Genomic DNA, 23,177 nt, shown 5'->3' with positions numbered 1-23,177 from the left:
CGCTCAACCCCGGTCCACCGCCACCAACGACGCCAACACCCGGTTGGTGCGGTTGGCCCGCACCGCGTCGCGCTGCTGCCCGGCCGTCACCTCGATGTACGTCTGCGACGACGCCAACGACGCGTGCCCCAACAACCGCATGATCTCCGCGGCGCTCGCCCCGTCCTCGGCCAGCCGGGTCGCGAACGTGTGCCGCAACGCGTGCAACCGCGCCCCCCGCGGCACCCGGTCCCCGATACCCGCCCGCCGATAACACGACTCCACCAGATACTGCAGCCCACCACGACGCAGCGGCTCACCGTGACGATCCACCAGCAACGCCGAGTCGGGGCGCACCGACCGCCCCCCGAAACGCCGCCTCCGACTGTCCAGATAGTCGGCCACCACCCGGTCCAGATCGGCCTCGATCGGCACCACCCGCGGTCGCCCGCCCTTGCCCGCCACCTCGATACGCCGCTCGCCCGGCCGACCCGCCAGCGACCCGACCCGCAGCGCCAGCAACTCCGACAGGCGCAGCCCGGCGCACAACGCCACCGCCAGCACCGCCACGTCGCGCTCCGGCCACGGGTCGCGCTGCCGACCGTCGTCGCGGGCGACCGACGCGAGCAGCACCTCGGGGGTGTCCGTGCCCCGCAGCGGCTTGGGCTGGGGGAGTAGCGCCCGAGGTCGTCCGACCGCCGGCATCGGGTTGCCCGCCAGCAGCCCCTCGGCCACCAGGAACGTGAAGAAACTGTTCCAGGTGGACCAGGCGCGGTGCACCGACGCGGCCGCCCGGGGAGCGGCGAACCGCGCGAAGGCCGCCCGCATCACCCGGGGGGAGAGGTCGGTGATCGACAGGTCGTCCAGGGGGAGGGGAGTGGCGGCGTCCTCAGCGATCAGCTCGCCCACCGTGTGCAGGTCCCGCCGGTACGCCGCCAGGGTGTGGGGGGAGGGCTTGCGGGTGGCTCGGGCGGTCAGGAACTCCTCGATCAGCACCCCGAGCGATTCGTCCTTTTTGTCATGCATAAGGGATATTATGCAGCATTTTCGTGTTACCGGGAAGAGGGGAGGAGGGGGAGCGATGCCCGAACCCAGGCGCTACGTCCTGACCGGAGCACCCGGCGCCGGCAAGACGACCCTGCTGGAAGCACTGCGCCACCGGGGGCACGTCACCGTGCGGGAGGCGGCCACCGACGTCATCGCCGAGCGCCAGGCGCAGGGCCACGCCGAGCCGTGGAACGAGCCCGGATTCCTCGACGCGGTCGCCGCCCTCCAGCACCGCCGCCAGGCCGACGTCGACAGGCATGGGCCGGTGCAACTGCACGACCGGTCACCACTGTGCACCCTGGCGCTGGCCCGCTACCAGCGCAGACCGGCAGGCCCCGCGCTGCGAACCGAACTCGACCGGATCACGCGGCTGCGGACCTACCAGCGGCTGGTGTTCATGATCAGCCCGCTGGGCTTCATCCGACACACACCCGCACGCCAGATCAGCTACGCCGAATCGCTGACCTTCGCGCGCGTGCACAGACAGGTGTACGAAGAGTACGGACACCATCTGGTGGACGTCCCGGCCGGACCGCTGTGGAAGCGGGTCGCGGTGATCGAGAGGCACGTATCGTGGCCGACGTGACGTCGCCAGGCGCGAACTGCCCCACCTGCGGTCAGCCCCGCCTGCCGATCACCTACACCGAGCGCGACGACCACACCGGGCGGGCCTGCCCGCAGCGGCACCAGTGGCGGGCCGACGGGGATCCAGCAGCGGTGCCAGGCGCCGTCTCCGACGGTCACGACGATCGCGGCCCGGCGACAAGCGTGGACTCCGTACGCACCAGCGACGGGCGGACCTGGCGGATCGGCACGGCCAGCGACGTCGGCTGGATCGCCGGCCACACCACACCAGGGCTCTCGGTCACCGCGGCGATCCCGCCGGTCTTCGACGCGTACGCCACGTTTCATCCGCCCGGCGGCGTCAGCCTCCAGACCCACGAACACGCCGTGGTCCGTGAACTGGCCGCGGCCACCCCGGACCAGCCCTGGTGGCTGGGCTACCTCGACACCGGCGCCCACGACGTCGTCTTCCCGTACGCGGCGAAGGTCTCCCTCTATGGAGGCTGGTCCTACGTGCTTGTCGAAGCCGGACCCGAGCAGGCGCTCACCTGGCGGACCGGTCACCTGCGCGGCGCCGGAGCGCTGCCCGACCTCTTCTTCCCGACGGATCGGTCCTGGCTCGTCTCCGCCCTCTGGGACGACACCTGGACCGACGTCGGCGGTAGCGCGCCCGTGCTCGCGGGCCTGCGCCGCAGTCCGCTGGTCAACGCGCGCCTCGTCCGACCCGATGAGGACGCCTGCCCGCCGGGCCTGACCCGCGACTAGAGACGGCACCACAGCCGGCGCAGCGGACTCGGTTCCACCTCGTGGCGGTGCCTTGAGGTGCCAGTCGTGGTGCGGCATCTCGCTACCATGACCGGGTGGCCGCTACCTCTCGCCGGAAGCTGGTGTGGGCCGGATTTCTCCTCCTCGTCCTGACCTACGTCGTGTCGCTGATCACCACGAGTCTCGGCGCGGTATGGGCGGCCTGGTGGTCGGGCGAGTCCACCATGGACATGCGCCTGTGGTGGTGGCCGATGCTGTGCTGGAGTCGTGTGGGCAAGGGCATCCAGCTTGTGGCTGGACTCGTCGTGATACTCGACCTGATCGATCTGAAGCGGCTGGGGCGATCTGCGGCCCAACTCGACCGCAGAGGGCGCGATCTCAATCGCCGGGCGCCAATAGAAAGGCACCGCGCCAAGGTGTTCGGCGTTCGTGAAGAGCTCGCCAGGTGCGTCGTGGACCAGAAATACCTGGCGGCTCGAGGGGGCAAGACTCTCGACACCTCGTCGCTACGAGCCACGCCTAGCCTCACCGTTTCCGAGGAGACGGCAAACCTGGTCGGCGACGTCGACGTGGCCGACCTTCTGAGCAGGGTGCATGCCGAGGCTGCCGAGGAAGGTTGGCGCGGCGCGAACCTCCAGTGGCACGTCCGCGATCGCATCGACAGCTTCCTTGGCGAGCAGCTCGGTCCAGGTGAGCGGGGATGGTCGGCCGAGGTTGCCCACCAGTTTCAGGCGCGCAGCACCACCGTTGGACTAATCGGGTTGGTGGCAGCGGTAGCTGTCAACGCAGCCGTGGTCACGGCCCTGCTCTCCACGACGCTCAGTGGATGGATATCCGTACCCGTCATGCTCGTCGTCTTGCTCGTGAGCGTCCCCCTCGGCGTGTCGCCGATGGACGATTGGCGTCTCAGCGGGTCCTTGCTGGCGGCTTGGCGCTCCGGCTGCGCCCGGATCTTGCGCCTCTTCGCCTGGGTGATCGGCATTGCCCGGCCGGGTCACGTGTTCCGTTGGGCGGCACTCTTCCTCTTCCTTGCGGGCATGCACTTCGACCTGTTGGCCTCCTGATGCCCGGAGGTGGCTAGTCGAGCACCCCAGGGGACCCTCAACCTGGTTAACTTTACATAATGTGCATTATCGAATCCCCGTAGGACCGGCTGGACAGTGGACAGCCATGAATCTCTGCACGACGTAGTTTCATCAGTGGTCGCTGTCTCGGCACCTGGAGCCGGCGTTCCGTGAGCTGTTGGCACGCACACCAGGCAGACCTCACAGCAGACCAGGAGGAGACGCGGCGTGGGGATAGTCGAGACGGCGTTGCTGCGCCTGGCCGGCTCGGTGGTGACACCGGCGGTGAAACGGTGGCTGGGACGCCGGCGGGAACAACGGGAACGCGAGACGCCGCTCATCGAGCTGATCGGCTCTGGGATCACCGATGACCTCGGCCTACGCCGGGCGGGCCGGCGGTTGGACGACATCGTCGACACCGTCTACGAACGCCTGCAGCCGCTGGTTCGCCGCCGGGAGCCGGCGCTGCCGGACAACGAGATCGCTGCGGCTCTGAACGCGGTGGCCGACACGCTGCGCGACGCGGACCTGTCCGACGCCGCAGTGTTCGCCGACGATGTCGACCCCGCGCTGATGGCCACCCGACTGCGCCGACAGTTACCCGACGTCGCCGCGCGGGCGGCCCTGAGCGAGGCGGCAGCTCACCTCTACGGCAGGGTCCTCGACGAGTGCTGCACCTGCCTGACCCAGTTGGTCGTGCAACTCCCCCCGTTCCAGGGGCGCGCCACCGTGCAGACCTTGGAACGGCTGTCCGCGGTGGCCGACAGCCTGACGCAGGTCCTGGCCCGGCTACCGGTGACCAGCTTGGACGCCCCGACCGGGACCAGTCATGACGCCCAGTTCCGGACCAGGTACCTGGCCCATCTGCTCACCGTGCTGGATCATCTGGAACTGTTCGGCGTCGACGTGCACCGCTACCGGTTGCGTACCCCGCTGAGCATCGCGTACATCAGCCTGGCCGTCACCGGCGGCACCACCCGTAGCCTGCGCCGCGGTGGGTTCCGCTGGGGTCCCGGCCTGCTGCGCTCCGACGGCGGTGGTGACAGCGCTTCGGCCCGGGCCGAGCAGGCTCTTGGGGATGCGGCGCGGGTCCTGCTCCGTGGTGACGCCGGCTCCGGCAAGACCACTTTGATGCAGTGGATCGCAGTTACCGCGGCAAGGCATGGGTTCACCGGAGAACTCGACGATTGGAACGGGCGCACCCCGTTCCTGATCCGGCTGCGTGACCATGTCGCCCAGCTGTTGCCTCCCCCGGAACGTTTCCTCGACCTGATCGCCGCCACGATCGCCGGGCTGATGCCTCCCGGCTGGGTGCACCGCCAACTCGGCACCGGGGCGATTCTGTTGGTCGACGGCGTCGACGAGGTACCCGAAGGTCAACGGCGGACGGTCCGCGACTGGCTGCACGGCCTCCTGTCCGCCTACCCCGACCTGCGGGTCGTGGTCACCTCCCGGCCGGCTGCGGCGTCCGCCCGTTGGCTGGACACCGAAGGGTTCACCTCGGTTTTTCTCGAGCGGATGGGACCGGCCGACGTCAAGGCGCTGATCCGGCACTGGCACGAAGCCGTCCGGCGCGCCGCCGACCTGCCCTGCGAACCTCATCTGCTGCCCGGCTACGAACAACGGCTGCTCGCCCAACTCGACGGCAGCGCCCACCTGCAGAACCTCGCCGGCAGCCCGCTGCTCTGCGCGATGCTGTGCGCGCTGAACCTGGACCGTGACAGCAACCTGCCCCGCAACCGGATGGACATCTACCAGGCCGCCATCGACATGCTGCTGCACCGCCGCGACTCCCAACGTGGTGTCCCCACCGCCCTACCGGAATTGACCAGCCGCGACCAGGCGCAGCTCTTGCAGGAGGTCGCCTGGTGGATGACCCAGAACAGCCGCACCGAACTCACCCGCGCTGAAGCGACACAGCGCTTTGACCATCGGTTGGCCGGGATCCGGCACATCACCGCCCCCGTCGCGGCCGTACTCGAGCACATGATCCAACGCAGTGGGGTCCTGCGTGAGCCGGTGCCCGACCGCATCGACTTCGTCCACCGCACCTTTCAGGAATACCTGGCTGCCCGTGAGGCCGCCGACCAGGGACACACCGGCGCCCTCCTCGAGCACGCCCATCTCGACACCTGGCGCGAAACCATCATTCTTGCCGCCGGCCACGCCAACGCGCCTGTCCGCATACACCTCCTCGCCGGCCTGCTCACGCTCGCCGGCGAGCGACCGAAGCAGGCCCGAAGGTTGCGGCTGCTCGCCGCGGCTTGCCTGGAAACCGCGCCCGCGGTCGAGCCGGAAATCCTTACCCGGATCCGTTCCCACCTGCGTGAGCTGCTGCCTCGGTCTGTTGCCGAAGCACGGTCCCTGGCGGCTGTCGGAGAACCGCTGCTCGCCGAGTTGCCGGCCGATCTCAGCACCTTGACTGAGGCCCAAGCTGCAGCGACCGTCCGGGCCGTCGCTCTGGTCAACGGGCCTGATGCGCTTGCCACCCTCGCCCGTTACGGCACCGACCCCCGCCCTCGCGTCCAGCGGCAGCTCATCACGGCGTGGGAGTACTTCGACCCCACCGACTATGCGGTCCGGGTCCTCTCCGACGCCCCTCTTGACGGAGGCAAGGTGACGATCCGCGATGCAGCCCTTCTCCCCGCGTTACCCCTGCTGCGCCAACTCGCCACTACGGTCATCGGCAGCGATCAGAAACTGAACCTGGCGGAACTTTCGGACGTGCCGCACCTGACAGAGGCGCATCTCACCGCACATGGGTTCGATGGCGGCCTTGAGTCTCTGGCCAGGCATCTCGGCCTGCGCGCCCTTCAGTTGGACGTCGACCGGCAACGGTTGAACCTCGCCACGCTGCAAGCCCTGCCCGACCTCACCGACCTAGCCCTGTGGAGCCTTGCCCCCGACCAAGACCTCGGCGCGATCGCCCAGATGACGCAGTTGAAGAAGCTCGTTCTGCACGGAGTGGAGGTCAGAGCTGGATTCTTGGCTGAACTCATCGCATTGGAATATCTGAATATTCGTCCGGCCGCGGCATGGGACCCGGCGATGCTTGCTCATCTGCAGAACCTGACACAGCTGGCGCTGTACGCCTACGAGGAACCTTCCGGAGGGATCCGCGAGCTGGCTGATCAACTCCATCAACTGAACAAGATTACGTACCTGTTACTCGATATCTGCCCATGGCTGACGGATCTGACCGCGCTGGCCTCGATCGACACTCTGACTGACCTTGTGATCGACGGGACATTTGTCACCGACTTGAGTCCCTTGGCCGGGCTGCCACGACTTAAATGGCTGGGTATCACCAACAGCGAACACTTGTTTGACTTCACTCCGCTCGCCGGCCTGGCAGAGCTGAAGAATCTCTGGATTCGGGAATCGGCGCCGGGTCTCGACCTGACACCACTGCATGGAAAGCAGATGACCGTGCATCTCGAGCGGAGCGTTCAGCTCGCCGACACCTCGCGCCCAGACCGGGTACGCATCAGACGCTTCTGATCACGCACCTCCATCCAAGTGTCCTCGCGGGGACGTTGGTATCCACGGCAGGTTAGGTGCCGAACACCTCTCAGCCGCTCGTACGGCGCAGCCACTCCTGGGTGTGCGATCGCAGCACCGAGGCCTGTTCGTACGGCAGGTAGTGTCCGGCGGCGTCGACCACGGTGTAGGTGCCCCGTGGGTAGCGGTGCATGGCGCGGAACTGGTCGGCGTAGCCGACGACGCGGTCCTGGCGGCCGGTGAGCACGGTGACCGGGCCGTCGAAGATGACCTCCGCGGTCTCGTCGGGCAGCGCGTAGTCGGGACCGGACTGCAGCTTCTGTAGGAACGTCGCGTCGCCGGGGCCGCCGGATTCCATTGCCGCGAGCACCGTCGCGGCGACGGCTGGGGTGCGCTGGCCCAGGGCCGCGTCGAGGTGCGCGCGCAGGGCGGCGGGTGCGTCGTCGAGCCAGCCGGTGGGTGCGTCGAGCGGTGGCTCGTCGGGCAGGGTCCGCGTGTCGCGGGCGATGGTGACACCGGGACAGACGAGGAGCAGGCCGCGGACGAGGTCGGGTCGTTGACGGGCGATGCCGGCGGCCAGGTACGCGCCGTAGGAGGCGCCGGCCAGCAGGACCGGTGCGTCGACGTGGTCGTCGAGCCAGGCGCACACGCTGTCCAGTACCGCCTGGGACGTGGGTGCGCAGGTCGCGGGGGTGTCTCCGTGGCCGGGCAGGTCCAGGTAGGTCTCCCGCAGGTCGGCGCCGGCGAAGGCGGGGCCGAAGGCGGTGGCCGTGGCGGCGCGGCTCATGCTGAACATGGGCAGGCACACCACGTCCGGGCCGGTGCCCGGTGATCGGTCGTACGCCAGGTCCATGGCGGCAGTCCTCGCGTGTGGTGGTGGGCAGGAGACGCGGCACCAGCCTACAAACGGGCGTGCGCGGGCGTGGTGCGGTCTCTACAGTGATGCGCTCTGGGCCGGCGCGTGTGCACACGTGACCGGCGGAATCGTGTGTCACCACGGGGGAACACCTTGATGAGTACGTCTGTCCGTGTCGTGCTGGGCCTGGTCGCGACCGCTGGTCTCGTGGTGGGTTGCCAGCCTGCCACGAAGGAGAGCGCGGCGGGCGCCAGTCCGTCGGCGAGCGCAGCGACTTCGGCGAGCGCAGCGACTTCGGTGAGCGCAGCGCCCAGCCCGACCGTCGACGTGGCGGCGAACAGCAAGCAGGTCTGCGCCACGACTCTTGCGATGGTCAAGAAGCACTACGTGGCGATGGCCGACGATGCGATCGCCGCCATCGACAAGCCGGTCAGTGCCAAGGAGGCGGGCGCGAAGGTCCGTGGTCACTACACGGCGCTTCTGGCGGATCTGCGGAAGGCGGCGCCGTCCGCTGTCGACCCGCAGGTGCGCGCCGCGTTGGAGACCCTGGCCACCGGGGTTGAGAAGCACCTCGCCGGCCCGAAGGCCACCCAGGTCGAGGCGCCGGATCTCGACCCGTTGTTGACGGCGTTGGACACGGTCTGCGGTCGCTGACCGTCGTGGGCGCCGGGCCGTGTCGGTCGGTGCCCACGAACAGCGCGAGACGGGGTACGGCTCGATGTCGCGGCACCTGTGGTGCGGGTGCCTGGCTCCCCCGTTCCGGTGAGGTCGGGGTGGTCGGCGTCATTCGATCAGGTCCGGCGGGGCGTTACCCGCGTCACATCGGGGCTGCAAACCGTCATCTGGGCTGTAACCCTTCTTCAGGGTAAGCGCCGTCGCTGTCGCCGACCTCACGTGCGCCGTTCGCGGGGGAATTCCGGGAGCGGGTCGCGCGGTTCTCCGTTCGGAAGATCAGGATCACATGATCGAATGGAAGTGCCATGCACATGCGCTCAGATGCGGTAGTGCTGTTCGGTGTCACTGGCGACCTCGTCTCGAAGAAGCTGTTTCCGGCGCTGTACGAGTTGACTCGGCGTGATCGCCTCGACGTTCCGGTGATCGGGGTGGCCCGCTCCCCCTGGGATGATGAGCAGCTCGTCACGATGGCCCGCAAGTCGGTAGCCGAGGCCAGCGACGAGGTGGACGACGAGACCTTCGACCGGCTGGCGCACCACCTTTCGATGATCTCCGGCGACTACGCGGACCCGGCCACGTACCAGCGGCTGGCCGAGCGTCTGCGGGGCGCGGAGCGGCCGGTCTTCTATTTGGCGATTCCGCCGGCGGTGTTCGGTTCGGTGGTCGAGGGTCTCGCGGCGGCTGGTCTGGCCGATCGGGGTCGGGTCATCGTGGAGAAGCCGTTCGGGCGTGATCTGGAGTCGTCGCGTGAGCTGGACCGCACGCTGCGGGGGGCCTTCGACCAGGAGCGGGTGTTCCGCATCGATCACTACCTCGGCAAGGAGGCCGTCGAGGGGTTGTACGCCTTCCGGTTCGCGAACCGGTTGTTCGAGCCGCTGTGGAACAACCAGCACATCGACAACATCCAGGTCACTCTGGCTGAGGGTTTCGGCACGCAGGGCCGCGCTGGTTTCTATGACACGGTGGGCGCGACTCGGGACGTGTTGCAGAACCACATCCTGCAGGTCGTCGCGTTGATCGCGATGGAGGCGCCCGAGGGTGACGACGCTGCCGCGTTCCGGGAGGCGGAGGTGCGGGTGCTGCGGCAGATCGCGCCGTTGTCGCCGGAGTCCACGGTGCGGGGGCAGTACGCGGGTTATCGGGACGAGCGGGGTGTGGCGGCGGAGTCGAACACGGAGACGTTCGTGGCCACGCGGTTGACTGTCGACTCGCCCCGCTGGGCGGGTGTGCCCTTCTATCTGCGGACCGGTAAGTCCCTGCCGGGGACGGCGACGGAGGTTGTGGTCGAGTTCAAGCAGCCGCAGCGGTCGTTGATCCCGGCCGAGCGGGGCACGGTGACTGTCGCGAACCTGCTGCGGTTCCGGTTGGGTCGTGGTGACGGCATCACGATGTCGATCCAGGCGAAGAGCCCGGGTGCGGAGGTGGCGAGTCGTCCGGTGGATCTGTCTGTCGACTTCGGTGCGGCGCTCGGTCGTCGTCAGGAGGCGTACGAGCGGTTGCTCGACGACGCGATGAACGGGCAGCACCTGCGTTTCGCGCGGGCGGAGACGATCGAGCAGGAGTGGCGCATCGTGGAGCCGATCCTGGATCTGCCGGCGGCGGTGCAGTCGTACGACAGGGGCAGTTGGGGTCCGGCGGACGCCGACGCGTTGGTCGGTGGGTGGCATACCCCGGATCTGGGGTAGGGCGCGGTGCGGTTTCCGGTCAGTGGTGCTGATTGACCGCTCAGCTCAGCGTGGTGACCGTCCGGCGATGGTGAGGTTTGCCGCCTGCGTGTGGTGTGGGCACGTTGTGCGGGACGTCTCTCGTCCTCGTCGGAGAGGAAGCAGCGCATGCTTTCCGCACTCGATCGTCGGCACACCGTCGCGCCGCCCGGCTACAGCAGGTGGCTCATCCCCCCGGCGGCGTTGGCCATTCATCTCTGTATCGGTCAGGTCTATGCCACAAGCGTCTACAAGAACTCGCTGATCGCCCACTTCGATACGAGCCAGACCGCGATCGGGGTGATCTTCAGCATCGCGATCGTGATGTTGGGGTTGTCCGCCGCGGTCGCCGGGACCTGGGTGGAGTCGAACGGGCCGCGTAAGGCGATGTTCGTCTCGGCCTGTTTCTGGGCGGCCGGCTTCCTGGTGGGTTCGCTGGGTATCGCCACGAAGCAGTTGTGGTTGCTGTATCTGGGTTACGGGTTGCTCGGTGGTATCGGTCTGGGTATCGGTTACATCTCCCCCGTCTCCACGTTGATCAAGTGGTTTCCCGATCGGCCGGGTCTGGCCACCGGGTTGGCGATCATGGGGTTCGGTGGTGGGGCGATGGTCGCCTCTCCCCTGTCCCGGCAACTGCTGTCGTTCTACGACCCCGCCTACGACCCGGCGAACGCGGGCTCGACGGCGTCGGGCGGCGCGCTGGTGTGGTTGTTCGTGACGCTCGGCCTGGCCTACTTCGTGATCATGATGTTCGGGGTGGCGAACGTGCGGGTGCCCGCGGAGGGCTGGCGCCCGGCCGGCTTCGATCCCGCGAGCGTGGCGGCGAAACCGCTTGTCACCACGGCGAACGTGTCGGCGGCCAACGCGGTGAAGACCCGCTCGTTCTGGCTGCTGTGGGTGGTGTTGTTCTGCAACGTGACCGCGGGCATCGGCATCCTGGAGCAGGCCAGTCCGATGATCCAGGACTTCTTCCGGGACAACGGCACGTCGGCGGTGTCGGTGGCGGCGGCCGGTGGGTTCGTGGGGCTGCTGTCGCTGTTCAACATGGCGGGTCGGTTCGTGTGGTCGTCGACCTCGGACGTCATCGGCCGCAAGCCGATCTATCTGGTGTACCTGGGTGTCGGCATGGTGCTGTACGCGCTGCTGGCGCTCGTCGGGCAGACCGCGACGGCGTTGTTCGTGCTGTTGGCGTGCGTGATCCTGTCGTTCTACGGGGGCGGGTTCGCCACGGTGCCGGCGTACCTGCGGGACCTGTTCGGGACGTTCCAGGTCGGGGCGATCCATGGCCGGTTGCTGACCGCGTGGTCGGCGGCGGGGATCGCGGGTCCGTTGATCGTCAACGGGTTCCTCGACGCGCAGGGCGAGCCGGGTTCGTTGACGGCGGCGGCGTACCGGCCGGCGCTGTTCACGATGGTGGGTGTGCTGGCTGTGGGCTTCGTGGCGAACCTGCTGGTGCGGCCGGTGCCGCAGCGCTACCACGAACCGGCGCCGGAGCGTGGCGTGGATGAGGAGACGACGGTGGAGAGGAGTGCCACGCGATGAGTGACGACAGCCGTTCCGGGCAGCAGGCCCGGTTGTGGATCTCCTGGTTGGTGGTGGCGGTGCTGCTCGGTTACGGGGTGGTGCAGACCGTCATCACGGCGGCGAAGCTGTTCACGCAGTAAACCCGGTCCGGCGGTCTCCGACCACGAACGTGGTGCGGCGGTCTCCGACCACGAACGTGGTCCGGCGGTCTCTGCCCGCGCACGGGTGGTCAGAGACCGCCGGAGACCCGCAGGACCGTGCCGGTGGTGTACGAGGCGTCCGGGCCGAGCAGCCAGGCGATGGCGGCGGCGATCTCGTCGGGTTCGCCGGCGCGGCCCAGCGGGATGCGGCCGGCGGCGGTGTCGGCGCGGTCGGGTACGCCGGAGTCGGCGTGGATGTCGGTGCGCACGATGCCGGGTGCGACGGCGTTGACCCGGATGCCTTTTGGGGCGAGTTCCTTGGCCAGGCCGACGGTGAGGGTGTCGGTGGCGGCTTTCACGGCGGCGTAGTGCACGTACTCCCCCGGGCTGCCGAGGGTCGCGGCGGCGGAGGAGACGTTGACGATCGCGCCGCCGTCGGTGAGGCGGCGGGCGGCCTGCTGGGCGCAGAGGACGTAGCCGACGAGGTTGACGTCGACGACTCGGCGCAGGTCGTCGACGCGGAGGTCGGTGAAGGGTCCGATCGGGCTGGTGACGCCGGCGTTGTTGACCAGGCCGGTGAGGGGGCCGAGTTGGGCGGCCGCGTCGAAGAGGTGGTGTACCTGCTCGGGGTCGGTGGTGTCGGCGCGTACCGCGATGGCCTGTGCGCCGGCGGCGCGCAGGTCGGCCAGGACGGCGGTGGCGGCGGTCTCGTCGCGGCGGTAGCACAGCGCGATGTGGTGACCGGTGTGGGCGAGGCGGCGGGCGGTGGCCGCGCCGATGCCCCGGCCGCCGCCGGTGATGACGGTGACGGGTGCCACGGTGCCTCCCGGCGGGTGTGACGGCTGCGCGATGGTCGTGCCGACGCTACCGTGACCGGCGCGGGTTGGTCGTCGAGAGGAGCGTCACATGCGGCGGGCGTTGGTGCTCGGCGGGGGCGGGGTGACCGGGGTGGCCTGGGAGTTGGGGCTGCTGGCGGGGCTGACCGAACGGGGTGTGCCGGTCACCGAGGCGGATCTGGTGGTGGGTACGTCGGCGGGGTCGATCGTCGGCGCGCAGGTGTGTTCCGGGTTGCCGGTGCAGCGGTTCTACGCCGAGCAGTTGGCGCCGCCGTCGCGTGAGCTGGCGGCGCGGCTGGGTGTGTCGGTGCTGGCGCGGCTGATCTGGGCCGGTGGGCGTAGCCGGGACGCGGTGCGTTCGCGGGCGCGGATCGGGGCGATGGCGGTGGCGGCGCGTACCCCGTCGGAGGCGTCGCAGCGGGCGGTGATCGAGGCCCGTCTGCCGCAGCGGGAGTGGCCGGCGCGGCGGCTGCTGGTCACGGCGGTGGACGCGTCGTCCGGGGAGTTCGTGGTGTTCGACCGCGACAGTGGGGTGTCCCTGGTGGAGGCGGTGGGCGCGAGTTGCGCGGTGCCGGGGGTGTGGCCGCCGGTGACGATCGGCGCGCGCCGGTTCGTCGACGGTGGGATGCGCTCGTCGGTGAACGCGGATCTGGCGGCGGACGCGCGGGCGGTGCTGGTGCTCGCGCCGACGTCGGCGTCGTTCGGGCCGATGCCGCGGCTGTCGGCGCAGGTGGCCGGGTTGCGGGCGGCCGGGTCGCGGGTGGTGGTGGTGACGCCGGACGCGGCGGCGCGTGCGGCGATCGGCCGCAATGTGCTGGACCCGGCGCGGCGGGCGGGCGCGGCGCGGGCCGGGCGGGCCCAGGCCGACGTGGTGGGCGACGAGGTGGCGGCGCTCTGGGTGTGATCGCTTACGCTCTGCGCGCGATCGATCAGACGATGGAGGTGCGCGGTGGCGGGTGTGGGTGTCGGCGACGAGGTGCGGGATTTCGAGCTGCCGGATGAGACGGGCACGCCCCGGCGGTTGTCGGAGTTCCTGGCGGCGGGGCCGGTGGTGCTGTTCTTCTACCCGGCGGCGATGACCCGGGGGTGCACGGCGGAGAGCTGTCACTTCCGCGACCTCGCGGCGGAGTTCACGGCGCTGGGCGCGATGCGGGTGGGCATCAGCCGCGACCCGGTGGCGAAGCAGGCCGAGTTCTCGAAGCTGCACGGCTTCGACTATCCGTTGCTGTCGGACGTCGACGGTGCGGTGGCGCAGCAGTTCGGGGTCAAGCGGCGGGTGCCGTTGGGGCCGTTGAGCATGAAGCGGATGACGTTCGTGATCGGGGTCGACCGGCGGGTCGTCGAGGTGATCCACAGCGAGGTCAGCATGAACGAGCACGCGGACCGGGCGCTGCGGACGTTGGGCGGCTGAGCGGGGTGTGAGCCCCGTGCGGCGGGTGTCGCAGCCGGCTGGTATCAAGACAGCAATCAAACAGGTGTACGGAAGAGGGTTGTGATGGATGCCGGCCAGGGTTTGTCCACTAGCGAGGTGCAGAGCATCCGGGAGGCGTTGGCGGCCGGGCGTAAGCCGCGGGTGGTGTTCACCGCGGCGGCGGGTCAGATCGCCGGTCAGGTCGGTCAGGTGATCGAGCTGACCAATCCCGAGGTGTCCGACGAGTTCGTGGTGGTGCGGTTCGGTCGGGACGAGTTGCCGTTCTCCCCCGCCGACCTGGCGGTGGCGCCCAAGGGTGTGACGCGTCGGGTGGTGGAGCCGAAGCCGGAGCCGGAGCCCGAGGCGCCGGCGGTGGCGGCGCCGGAGTTCGTGTTGGACACGCCGCGGGTGCCCGCGCAGCGACTGGAGGAGCCGAAGGTGGAGCAGACGGAGAAGCCGCCGGCGCGGCGGGCGGTCAAGGCCGTCAAGCCGAAGGGTCCCGCGGGTCTCACCGTGACGTTGGCGTACGCCGATGGTGAGTGGACCGTCGCCGCGCAGCAGGGCAGCAAGGCCTTGGCGAAGCCGTACGTGGTGAAGCCGGCGGAGGCGTTGAAGATGGTGGCTCTGGTCGACGTGCCGGGGGTGCAGGAGGCGGTGGAGCAGATCCTGGGCACCGAGCGGGCCGAGGCGGAGCAGCAGGCGGACAAGCTGCGCGCGGAGCTGGCCGAGATCGAGGCCCGGTTGGCGGAGTTGCGCGAGGCTCGCTGAGCGTGTTCAGCGCCGGGTGTGGTGGTCCAGCAGCCGGGTGAGCAGGTGGGTCAGCTGGTCGCGTTCGGTGGCGGACAGCGGGGCGAGCAGGTCGCGTTGGACGCGGTCGAGGGTGTCGCCCAGCCGGTGGGTCTCGTCGGCGCCGGTGGTGGTGAGGGTGATGACGTTGCGGCGGCGGTCGGCCGGGTCGGGGGCGCGGACGACGAGTCCCCGACCGGCCAGGTCGTTGATGGCGGCGACGACGTCGCTGCGGTCGATGCCGCAGCGGCGGCCGAGGTCGGCCTGGCTGGCGGGGCCGTCCTCGGCGAGCGCGGTGAGCAGCCGGTAGTGGTAGCCGCGCAGGTCGTGTGCGGCGAAGCCGTCGGTGAGCAGGCGGGTGGCGTGGCTGGCGGTCTGGTTGAGCAGCCAGGTCGGGGTGGTGCGCAGCCCGGCGGGTGACTGCGGGGCGGTGGCGTCCATGGGCGGCAGCCTAACAGGAATCGTTGGCGCGACCCACGATCGACTGTTACGTTGGCCTCGCCAACGTTGGTCCAGCCAATGTTTTTCAGGAGGCGTCATGTCCACCACTCCCACCCTCAACGGCCAGTCCATCGGCCAGGCCCACTACGCCACCCGGGCACTGCTCGAACGGGCCGTCGCGCCCCTCGGCGTCAACTTCGGCCAGGTCCTCGCGCTCAACGTCCTCGCCGCCGGCCCCGTCGCGCCGGCGCAGCTCGTGCGTCGGATCACCAGCACCCTCAAGGTCGACGAACCGGCCGTGCACGAGGTGATCGCCAGCCTCACCGACGCCGACCTCGCGCACCTCGACGAGGCGACCCTGCGGCTCACCGACACCGGTCACGCCACGCAGGCCCGCGTCGCCGACGCCGTAGCGGGAATCACCGCGCGGCTGTACGCGGACATCCCCACCGACGAGGCCAGCATCGCGGCACGGGTGCTCACCCTCGTCACCCAACGCGCGAACGCCGAACTGGCGGCGATCCCGGCTTGACCGGGCGGCCGGCACCAGCCCGTGGGGTGCCGGCCGCCTGAACCACCTACCGCGTCGGGCGTTGCCCGAGCTGCGACACCACGGCCCGCTGCAGCACGGCGGTCGTGCCCAGCACCGTCCCGGGCGGCCCGTCGGCGGTCTCCGCCACGAGATAGCTGCGCTCACCGAGGTAGTCGAACGTCCGCTCATCGAAGATCCACTCGTCGCGGCGGCTGCGCTCGGTGTGGGCGACGGCTATTCCCCGCCGCCCGGCCGCGTCGGTGACCCCGCGCACCACCTCGACCCCGGGGATCTTCGCCGCGGCCCGGTAGAGCGCGGCGCTCGTGCGCGGCGGCACCAACGACTCGCGCAGGATGTCACCGATCGCGGTGAACGCCGCACCGTCGTGGCTGGTGCCCCGACCCCGATCCTCGCGTTCGGCGTACAGCTCCGCCAGCAGGGCGTCCGGGTCGTCGGGCAGGTCGACGAGCGCGGCGTTCGGAGTCACGTCCGTGAGCGTCACGCTCTCCGGAATCACGCCGACGATCGGCGCGTCGAAGAACGGCTGCCGCAGCAGACCGTCACCCCGTTCGTCGCGGGGGATCCAGATCTCCCGCTCGTGCACCGGGCGCAGCCGCGCCGGGCCGTCACCGAGTTCGGCGAAGGCGCCCCGGCTCTTGATGTAGACGTAGCCGCCCTCGCCCGGCGGTGGCACCGGCTTGTCGGCGGCGGCCACGGCCATCCGGTTGAGCAACAGCGTCGCGCCGACGCGTTCGCCCTGCACGACCGGGACGACAAGGGGAGCGCTGCGCGGCGCCCACGGCTGGGCGACCACCCCGACCGCGACCACGACGGCCAGCGCCGCCGCCGCCGGCACGAGCACCCGGACCCGCCGGGGCCGCCGTGCCGGCCGCCGGACCTCGGCCAGCAGATGATGCCGCAGTGCCTGTCGGCGCAGCGCCGGCAGGGCCGGCACGGGCGGGGCGGAGGTCTCTCTCATCGGTACTCTCCCTGCTCGACGGGGGTCATCCGGGTGCCGGTCAACTCCTGCTGCGCCAGCGCCCGCAGCCGGGTGCGGGCCCGCGACAGCCGGGAGCGCACGGTCCCGACGGGTACGCCCAGCGCCTCGGCCGCCGCCGCGTAGTCCAGGTGCGACCACACGCAGAGCAGGAACACCTCGCGGTCGGCGCGGCGCAGCGCCCGCAGTCCCGCCAGGGCGGCGGCCACCTGGTCGGCGTCGTACAGCCGGTTGACGACCTCGTCGGCGAAGTCCGGGACGACGTCGCGTACCGGCAGCCGCCGTAACGCCTCCCGGTGCCGGCGCGCCGCCCGACGGCGATTGCGCAGCACGTTCGTCGCGATGCCGAGCAGCCACGGGCGCAGACTGTCCCCGTCCGGGCGCAGGGATCCGCGGATCCGCCACGCCTCGAGGAAGGTCAGCGACACCACGTCCTCGGCGTGCGCCGGGTCGCCTCCGCTCCACAGCGCATGTCGATGGATCGCGTCGGCGTGCTCGTCGAAGAGCTCACCCAACGCCTCGGAGTCTCCGGCCCGGATCCGGGCCCGCATCTCGGCTGTCACACCTGTATCTGTCCGCTGCGACGGTTGAGTTCCCACGTCCGGCGTGCGAATCCACCGGCACCCGGGCGACGCCGGTCAGAAGTAGTCGAGCAACTGCGCCGGGCCGCCGGCGCCGAGCAGGTCGAGCGCGGCCGGGTCGGCACTCGGGCTGTGGTGCAGCAGGCCGGCCTGCGCGACCGATCGGGCCTGCGCCGCCCCGGCGTACAGGAGGGCGAAACCGCGCACGTCCAACCGCAGGTCGGCCTCGCCACCGACCCGGGTCAGCTCGGCCGCGCCGTCGGTGACGGTCAGCCGCCACGTGCCGGTGTTCCAGTCGGCGAGCGCGTCGGTGAGGGTGAAGTCGACGACACCCCGGGCGTGGGCGGGCCAGCCCCGCGCGCTCACCGCGCGGGCGACGTCGACCGGCCGGTGCATCCACAGGTCCCGCTCGTGGTCGCGCGCCGCCTCCAACGGCAGGACGGTGCTGACCGCGTCACCGTCGAGGGGGCACAGCCGTACCGTCGGGGCGACGCTGGCCCAGCTGGCGAGGACTCCGACGAGTTCCCGGGCGGCCTCGGCGGTGACGGCTAGGGCCTCGTCGACGGTGAGGACCGAGTCGGCGCCGTAGCCTCGGCCCCGCTGCCAGGTGGCGTACCCGACCAGGTCGCCGTCGTCCTCGACGAGGGTGAGACCGTCGCCGGGCAGACCCCGGTCGGCGGCGAAGAAGTCGAACAGCTCACCCCGGCGGGTCAGCATGCCGTTGCGGTGCCGGGCGACCCGCTCGTAGAGGTCGGCGACGGCCGGCAGGTCGGCCGGTGTGCCGGCCCGCACGGTCACCTCCGGGCTGGGTCGGTGCCGGGGCAGCGCGGCGGTGGCTAGATCGACGGTACGCAGCACGCCGGCGGCCTCCCACCCGCAGGCCCGGTACGGGGCGGCGACGGTCGGGTAGAGCGCGCTGACCGCCGCTCCCCGCTCCCGGGCGCCGCGCAGCAGGGCGGTGAGCAGGGCACGGGCCACGCCCCGGCCCCGGGTCTCGGGGGCGACCGCCACCCCGGCGACGTCGGCGGCCGGCACCGCCCGGCCCGACCACCACTGGTCGTGGTGCCGGTCGACGGCCTTGCCGACGAGCCGACCGCTGGCGTCGAACGCGCCGTAGCGGGTCATGCCGGCGGGCGTGACGGTGGCGTGCGCGGGGGGCTGCGGGTCGGAGCCGAACGCGAATCGACCCAACTCCCAGGCGGCGTCGAGGTCGTCGGCGGCGAGTTCACGAACGTGCACGGGCTCGGGCATCGGCACACCCTAGCGGGGCGGATACGCGCCGACCGCCGATTTTCGAACAGGTGCGAGGCCGCCCCCATTCTCCCGGCCGGACACGCTCAGTGCTGCGGGATGTTGGCCACGCCGATGCGCTTGCGGAACACCCAGTACGTCCAGGCCTGGTACGCGAGCACGACCGGGGTGAAGATCACCGCCACCCAGGTCATGATCTTCAGGGTGTACGGGGTGGCGGCGGCGTTGGTGGCTGTCAGCGTGCCGGCCGCGTCCAGGGTGGAGGGCAGCACGTTCGGGAACAGCGCCGCGAACAGGGTCGCCACGGCTAGGCCGATCGCCACGGCGGTGCCGGTGAACGCCCAGCCCTCCCGGCGTACCCGGGCGGCGGCCAGGCCACCGAGCAGGGCGAGGGCCGCGCCGACGGCGAGCACGACGGCCGCCGTGCTGGAGCGGATGCTCAACGTCCAGGTCAGGAACGCGACCGCGAGCACGGCGGCGCCGACGCCCAGGCGCACCGCGAGCGCGCCCGCGCGCTGACGGATGTCGCCGGTGGTTTTGAGGGCGAGGAACACCGCGCCGTGGGTTGCGAACAGCGCGAGGGTGGTCGCGCCACCGAGCAGGGCGTACGGGTTGAGCAGGTCCACGAGCCCACCGACGTACTCGTGGTCGCCGTCCAGCGGGACCCCGCGCAGGATGTTGGCGAAGACGACGCCCCACAGGATCGCCGGCAGCAGCGAGCCGACCACGATCGCCGCGTCCCACCGGCGTTTCCAGGACGCCTCCGGGCGCTTGTGCCGGTACTCGAAGGCCACGCCCCGGGCGATCAGGGCCAGCAGGATCAGCAGCAACGGCAGGTAGAAGCCGGAGAACAGGGTGGCGTACCACTCGGGGAAGGAGGCGAACATGGCACCGGCGGCGGTGATCAGCCAGACCTCGTTGCCGTCCCAGACCGGGCCGATGGTGTTGATCAGGACGCGGCGCTCGCGGTCGTCGCGGCCGAGGACGGGCAGCAGCATGCCGACGCCGAAGTCGAAGCCCTCCAGGATGAAGTACCCGGTGAACAGCACGGCGACGAGGAGAAACCAGATGGTGGTCAGTTCCACGATGAGCTCCGTCCGGGATCAGTAGGCGAAGGCGAGCGGGCGCTCGGCGTCGTCGGTGTCGTCGGCGGGCGGCTGTTCGCTGACGTCCGGCACGCCGGCCTTGGCGTAGCGCAGCAGCAGCTTCACCTCGATCACGGCGAGGGTGGCGTAGATGAGCGTGAAGGCGGTGAACGAGGTGAGCACCTCGGCCAGCGACACGCTGCGCGACACCCCGTTGCGGGTGAGCATCTCGCCGAAGACGATCCACGGCTGGCGGCCCATCTCGGTGAAGATCCAGCCGAAGGAGTTGGCCAGCAACGGCAGCACCGGCATGGCCAGCCCGGCGCGCAGCAGCCACTTGCTGCTCGGGGTGCGGCCCCTGCGCTGGCTCCACAGCACCAGCAGGGCGATCGCGCCGGCGGCCAACCCAAAGGTGATCATGAAGCGGAAGCTCCAGTAGGTGACCGGGATGATCGGGGTGTAGCTGCCCGCGCCGTACTGGGTGGCGTACTGGGCCTGCAGGTCGTCGATGCCGCGGACGGTGCCGTGCGGGTCGCCGGTGCCCAGGAACGACAGCAGGTACGGGATCTTGAGGGCGAACACCTCGCGGCTGCCGTCGAGGCTGCCGATGGTGAGCACGGAGAACGAGGCGGGGCTCTCGGTGGTGTAGAGGCCCTCGGCGGCGGCCATCTTCATCGGCTGCACGTCCGTCATGATCTTGCCTTGGATGTCGCCGGTGAACAGCACGGCGGCGGACGCGACCAGGACCACCCAGGAGCCGAACCTGGTGGCGAAGCGGTAGGCGTCGGTGTCGGCGGAGCCGCGGTTGCGGATCACGTGCCACAGGCCGACCGCGACGATCAGCGACCCGGCGACCAGGAACGAGCCGGCCAGGGTGTGCGGAAAGGTGATCAGGGCGACCTTGTTGGTCAGCACGGCCGGGAAGTCGGTCAGCTCGGCGCGCCCGCTGTCGGGGTTGATGCGGTAGCCGACCGGGTTCTGCATGAACGAGTTCGCCGCGAGGATGAAGTACGCGGACAGGTTCGTGCCGATCGCGGCGGCCCAGATGCTGGCCAGGTGCGCCCGCTTGGGCAACCGGTCCCAGCCGAAGATCCACAGGCCGATGAACGTCGATTCGAGGAAGAACGCGACGAGCGCCTCGATGGCCAGGGGTGCGCCGAAGATGTCGCCGACGAAGCGGGAGTAGTCGCTCCAGTTCATGCCGAACTGGAATTCCTGCACGATCCCGGTGACCACACCCATGGCGAAGTTGATCAGGAAGAGCTTGCCGTAGAACTTGGTGAGTTTCAGGTAGCGCTCGTTGCCGGTGCGGTGCCACATCGTCTGCAGGATGGCGACCAGCACGGACAGGCCGATGGTCAGCGGCACGAAGAGGAAGTGGTAGACGGTGGTGACACCGAACTGCCAGCGGGCAACGTCCAACGCGTCCACCTGAAACCCCCAGCTACTCATACTACGAGACGTAGTAAATACTACTGCTCGTCGTAGACGCTCGCCTGACCCGCACCCACCCCGCGCCCATGACCCTGATCACCCCGACCCGACCTCGCGATCACCCCACCGCGTGCGACGATGGCGCGCTGATGAACACCTCCACCTGGCAGCCGCCGCTGATCTGGCGCGCAGCCCTCCTCCTGGCCCGGGGCCTGGTCGGCCTGCTCGCCCGCCTCGACGTCACCGGCGACGTCCCGGCGCACCTGCGGCGCGGCCCGCTGGTGCTGACCGCCAACCACATCAGCCCGTTCGACCCCCTCGTCATGGCCGCCGCCTGCCAGACCCGCGGCATCGCCCCCCGGATCATGGCGACCGCCGGGCTGTTCCGCGTGCCGGTGCTCGGCACCGCCATGCGCCACGCCGGGCACATCCGGGTCGACCGGGGCACCAGCGCCGTCCACCGGGCACTCGACGACGCGGCCAGCGCCGTCGCCAGCGGGTCGGTGATCCTCATCTACCCCGAGGGTCGCATCGGCCTGGACCCCGGCATGTGGCCCGAACGCGGCAAGACCGGCGCCGCCCGACTCGCCCTGGCCTGTGGCGCCCCGGTCGTGCCGATCGCCCAGTGGGGCGCCCACGAGGTGCTGCCCTACCAGGCGCCCCGCGGAATGCTGCGCGGCGTCGCCCACGCGCTGTGGCGCCGCCCGGTGATCCGGGTGCACTTCGGCGCGCCCGTCGACCTGGGCGAGACGAACACCGCCACTCCCGGCGCCGCCCGCCGCGCCACCGACCGGATCATCGACGCGCTCACCGACACCCTCGCCCCGCTGCGCCCCGACGAACCGGACCTGCCCCGCCACATCGATCCCAGCCGCCCCGCCGACACCAGCCGCGCCCACCGTCGGTTGAGCTGACGGACCGGGCGGGGTGCCGTGCTCGACTCGGCTGCCCGGAAACCGGGGCACACCTGCACCCCCAGACACCCCGACCTGCGGGAAACCGCGTCGATCACCACGAGAGGGAAGACCATGAGCGAGCAGACCGTGCTGATCACCGGAACCTCCACCGGCATCGGGCTGGAGATCGCGCTGGGCTGCGCGCGGGCCGGCTGGCGGACCGTCGCCACCATGCGCGACGTCACGCGCGCCGACCGGCTGCGCGACGCCGCCGAGGCCGCCGGGGTCGCCGACCTGATCGACGTACGCCGACTCGACGTCACCGACCCGGACGCGGTCACCGGCTGCGTCGAGGACGTGATCGGCGCGTACGGCCGGCTCGACGCGGTAATCAACAACGCCGGCGCCGGGCACGTGGGCACCCTGGAACAGGACAGCGTCGACGACGTCCGGGCCGTGATGGAGGTCAACTTCTTCGGCGTCCTGCACGTCAGCCGCGCAGCCCTGCCCCACCTGCGGGCCAGCCGGGGCCGACTGGTCACCGTCTCCAGCGTCGGCGGGATCGTCGGGCAGCCGTTCAACGAGGCGTACTGCGCGGCGAAGTTCGCCGTCGAGGGGTACCTGGAATCCCTCGCCCCGCTCGCCGCGACCACCGGCGTACGCGTCACCCTCGTCGAGCCGGGCGCGGTGGCCAGCGAGTTCGTCACCAACATCGCCATCGACGCCGACGCCGCCATCGCCGCCGCCGGGGTGTACGGGCCGGCGCTGCGCGCGTACCTGGCCCGCACCGGGCAGGCGTTCGCCGCCGCGCAGTCACCCGCCGACGCCGCGGCGGCGGTGCTCGCCGTGCTGAGCGACCCGGCACCGCCGGTGCGGGTGCAGACCTCCGACGGCGCCCGGCAGTTCGTCGGCGTCAAGCTCGCCGACCTCGACGGCGCCGCGGTGGCGCGGATGACCGGCGGCTGGCTGGTCTGACAGCGGGCACGAGTGGCGGGCGGGGCAGGTCGGTCCATGCCCGCGTCCCGGACACCCCGTCTCGCCCCGGCTCCCGATGTCACCCCGACCACGTGGCAGCGTCGCCGGCTTGGGTTTCCCTGGCCGGGAGGCGC

General features: G+C 70.6%; 23 protein-coding genes. 14 read left to right on the top strand and 9 right to left on the bottom strand.

Annotation, left to right across the window (positions count from 1 at the left end; all coding sequences use genetic code 11):
* Positions 1–3 precede the first annotated feature (3 nt).
* On the bottom strand, positions 4–1,005 hold the full coding sequence (locus tag AB0O48_RS29040; protein WP_357249221.1) for a tyrosine-type recombinase/integrase: 1,002 nt from the start codon (positions 1,003–1,005) through the stop codon (positions 4–6).
* 55 nt (positions 1,006–1,060) lie between these two features.
* Between AB0O48_RS29040 and AB0O48_RS29035 the strand changes: the two genes are divergently transcribed.
* The 4 genes from AB0O48_RS29035 to AB0O48_RS29020 all read left to right on the top strand — a co-directional run bounded on the left by AB0O48_RS29035 (position 1,061) and on the right by AB0O48_RS29020 (position 6,920).
* Entirely contained in the window at positions 1,061–1,612 is a 552-nt protein-coding gene (locus tag AB0O48_RS29035; RefSeq protein WP_365069262.1) for an AAA family ATPase, read from the top strand.
* Positions 1,609–2,355 (top strand): hypothetical protein, encoded by a 747-nt coding sequence (locus AB0O48_RS29030; protein ID WP_365069261.1) that lies wholly within the window; start codon positions 1,609–1,611, stop codon positions 2,353–2,355. The genes AB0O48_RS29035 and AB0O48_RS29030 overlap by 4 nt, the downstream gene beginning before the upstream one ends.
* 95 nt (positions 2,356–2,450) lie before the next feature.
* Positions 2,451–3,419: a hypothetical protein gene (locus tag AB0O48_RS29025; protein WP_365069260.1), complete on the top strand. Its 969-nt coding sequence runs from the start codon at positions 2,451–2,453 to the stop codon at positions 3,417–3,419.
* Positions 3,420–3,647: 228 nt separating this feature from the next.
* Positions 3,648–6,920 carry an NACHT domain-containing protein gene (locus AB0O48_RS29020; RefSeq protein WP_365069259.1) on the top strand — a complete coding sequence of 1,091 codons (3,273 nt, stop codon included), beginning with the start codon at positions 3,648–3,650 and terminating at the stop codon, positions 6,918–6,920.
* Between the two features lie 70 nt (positions 6,921–6,990).
* Here the strand turns inward: AB0O48_RS29020 and AB0O48_RS29015 are convergent, their stop codons facing one another.
* Positions 6,991–7,773, bottom strand: coding sequence for an alpha/beta hydrolase (locus tag AB0O48_RS29015; protein WP_365069258.1), 783 nt, complete (start codon positions 7,771–7,773; stop codon positions 6,991–6,993).
* 159 nt (positions 7,774–7,932) lie between these two features.
* Between AB0O48_RS29015 and AB0O48_RS29010 the strand changes: the two genes are divergently transcribed.
* The 4 genes from AB0O48_RS29010 to AB0O48_RS28995 all read left to right on the top strand — a co-directional run bounded on the left by AB0O48_RS29010 (position 7,933) and on the right by AB0O48_RS28995 (position 11,818).
* Positions 7,933–8,430, top strand: a complete 498-nt coding sequence (locus AB0O48_RS29010) for a hypothetical protein (RefSeq protein WP_365069257.1) — start codon at positions 7,933–7,935, stop codon at positions 8,428–8,430.
* 326 nt (positions 8,431–8,756) lie between these two features.
* Complete coding sequence (gene zwf / locus AB0O48_RS29005; RefSeq protein ID WP_357572980.1) at positions 8,757–10,136, top strand: glucose-6-phosphate dehydrogenase; 1,380 nt, start codon at positions 8,757–8,759, stop codon at positions 10,134–10,136.
* A 147-nt stretch (positions 10,137–10,283) separates the two neighbouring features.
* A complete protein-coding gene (locus tag AB0O48_RS29000) occupies positions 10,284–11,696 on the top strand; it encodes an OFA family MFS transporter (RefSeq protein WP_365069256.1) in 1,413 nt (470 codons plus the stop codon).
* Positions 11,693–11,818: a hypothetical protein gene (locus AB0O48_RS28995; RefSeq protein WP_357249256.1), complete on the top strand. Its 126-nt coding sequence runs from the start codon at positions 11,693–11,695 to the stop codon at positions 11,816–11,818. The genes AB0O48_RS29000 and AB0O48_RS28995 overlap by 4 nt, the downstream gene beginning before the upstream one ends.
* An 89-nt stretch (positions 11,819–11,907) precedes the next feature.
* Here the strand turns inward: AB0O48_RS28995 and AB0O48_RS28990 are convergent, their stop codons facing one another.
* On the bottom strand, positions 11,908–12,636 hold the full coding sequence (locus tag AB0O48_RS28990; protein WP_357572979.1) for an SDR family oxidoreductase: 729 nt from the start codon (positions 12,634–12,636) through the stop codon (positions 11,908–11,910).
* A gap of 88 nt (positions 12,637–12,724) precedes the next feature.
* Here AB0O48_RS28990 and AB0O48_RS28985 point away from each other — a divergent pair, with 88 nt between their 5' ends.
* The 3 genes from AB0O48_RS28985 to AB0O48_RS28975 all read left to right on the top strand — a co-directional run bounded on the left by AB0O48_RS28985 (position 12,725) and on the right by AB0O48_RS28975 (position 14,833).
* The gene (locus tag AB0O48_RS28985) at positions 12,725–13,558 is read left to right on the top strand and encodes a patatin-like phospholipase family protein (protein ID WP_357572978.1); all 834 of its coding nucleotides are present in this window, start codon (positions 12,725–12,727) and stop codon (positions 13,556–13,558) included.
* 45 nt (positions 13,559–13,603) lie between these two features.
* Complete coding sequence (locus tag AB0O48_RS28980; protein WP_365069255.1) at positions 13,604–14,065, top strand: peroxiredoxin; 462 nt, start codon at positions 13,604–13,606, stop codon at positions 14,063–14,065.
* An 84-nt stretch (positions 14,066–14,149) separates the two neighbouring features.
* Positions 14,150–14,833 (top strand): hypothetical protein, encoded by a 684-nt coding sequence (locus AB0O48_RS28975; protein WP_365069254.1) that lies wholly within the window; start codon positions 14,150–14,152, stop codon positions 14,831–14,833.
* A 6-nt stretch (positions 14,834–14,839) separates the two neighbouring features.
* On the opposite strand, the gene AB0O48_RS28970 is transcribed toward AB0O48_RS28975, so the two are convergent.
* Complete coding sequence (locus AB0O48_RS28970) at positions 14,840–15,292, bottom strand: MarR family winged helix-turn-helix transcriptional regulator (protein WP_365069253.1); 453 nt, start codon at positions 15,290–15,292, stop codon at positions 14,840–14,842.
* A gap of 97 nt (positions 15,293–15,389) precedes the next feature.
* Between AB0O48_RS28970 and AB0O48_RS28965 the strand changes: the two genes are divergently transcribed.
* Entirely contained in the window at positions 15,390–15,824 is a 435-nt protein-coding gene (locus AB0O48_RS28965; protein ID WP_365069252.1) for a hypothetical protein, read from the top strand.
* A gap of 46 nt (positions 15,825–15,870) precedes the next feature.
* Here AB0O48_RS28965 and AB0O48_RS28960 read toward each other — a convergent pair whose 3' ends face one another.
* From AB0O48_RS28960 to AB0O48_RS28940, 5 genes are all read right to left on the bottom strand, one after another.
* Positions 15,871–16,803, bottom strand: coding sequence for a CU044_5270 family protein (locus tag AB0O48_RS28960; RefSeq protein WP_357572974.1), 933 nt, complete (start codon positions 16,801–16,803; stop codon positions 15,871–15,873).
* Positions 16,800–17,384, bottom strand: coding sequence for an RNA polymerase sigma factor (locus AB0O48_RS28955; RefSeq protein WP_357249283.1), 585 nt, complete (start codon positions 17,382–17,384; stop codon positions 16,800–16,802). Before AB0O48_RS28955 ends, AB0O48_RS28960 begins: the two co-directional genes overlap by 4 nt.
* A gap of 75 nt (positions 17,385–17,459) precedes the next feature.
* Complete coding sequence (locus AB0O48_RS28950) at positions 17,460–18,653, bottom strand: GNAT family N-acetyltransferase (protein ID WP_365069251.1); 1,194 nt, start codon at positions 18,651–18,653, stop codon at positions 17,460–17,462.
* Positions 18,654–18,739: 86 nt separating this feature from the next.
* Positions 18,740–19,738, bottom strand: a complete 999-nt coding sequence (cydB, locus tag AB0O48_RS28945; RefSeq protein ID WP_365069250.1) for a cytochrome d ubiquinol oxidase subunit II — start codon at positions 19,736–19,738, stop codon at positions 18,740–18,742.
* Between the two features lie 18 nt (positions 19,739–19,756).
* Entirely contained in the window at positions 19,757–21,169 is a 1,413-nt protein-coding gene (locus tag AB0O48_RS28940) for a cytochrome ubiquinol oxidase subunit I (protein ID WP_357573008.1), read from the bottom strand.
* Positions 21,170–21,321: 152 nt separating this feature from the next.
* On the opposite strand from AB0O48_RS28940, the gene AB0O48_RS28935 reads away from it, so the two are divergent.
* A complete protein-coding gene (locus tag AB0O48_RS28935; RefSeq protein ID WP_365069277.1) occupies positions 21,322–22,086 on the top strand; it encodes a lysophospholipid acyltransferase family protein in 765 nt (254 codons plus the stop codon).
* A gap of 114 nt (positions 22,087–22,200) precedes the next feature.
* The gene (locus AB0O48_RS28930) at positions 22,201–23,043 is read left to right on the top strand and encodes an SDR family NAD(P)-dependent oxidoreductase (RefSeq protein WP_365069249.1); all 843 of its coding nucleotides are present in this window, start codon (positions 22,201–22,203) and stop codon (positions 23,041–23,043) included.
* The last annotated feature ends 134 nt before the right edge of the window (positions 23,044–23,177 follow it).

It is taken from the genome of Micromonospora sp. NPDC085948, assembly GCF_040686315.1.
Classification (GTDB): Bacteria; Actinomycetota; Actinomycetes; order Mycobacteriales; family Micromonosporaceae; genus Micromonospora.
This window is presented reverse-complemented; position numbering and strand designations above follow the sequence as displayed.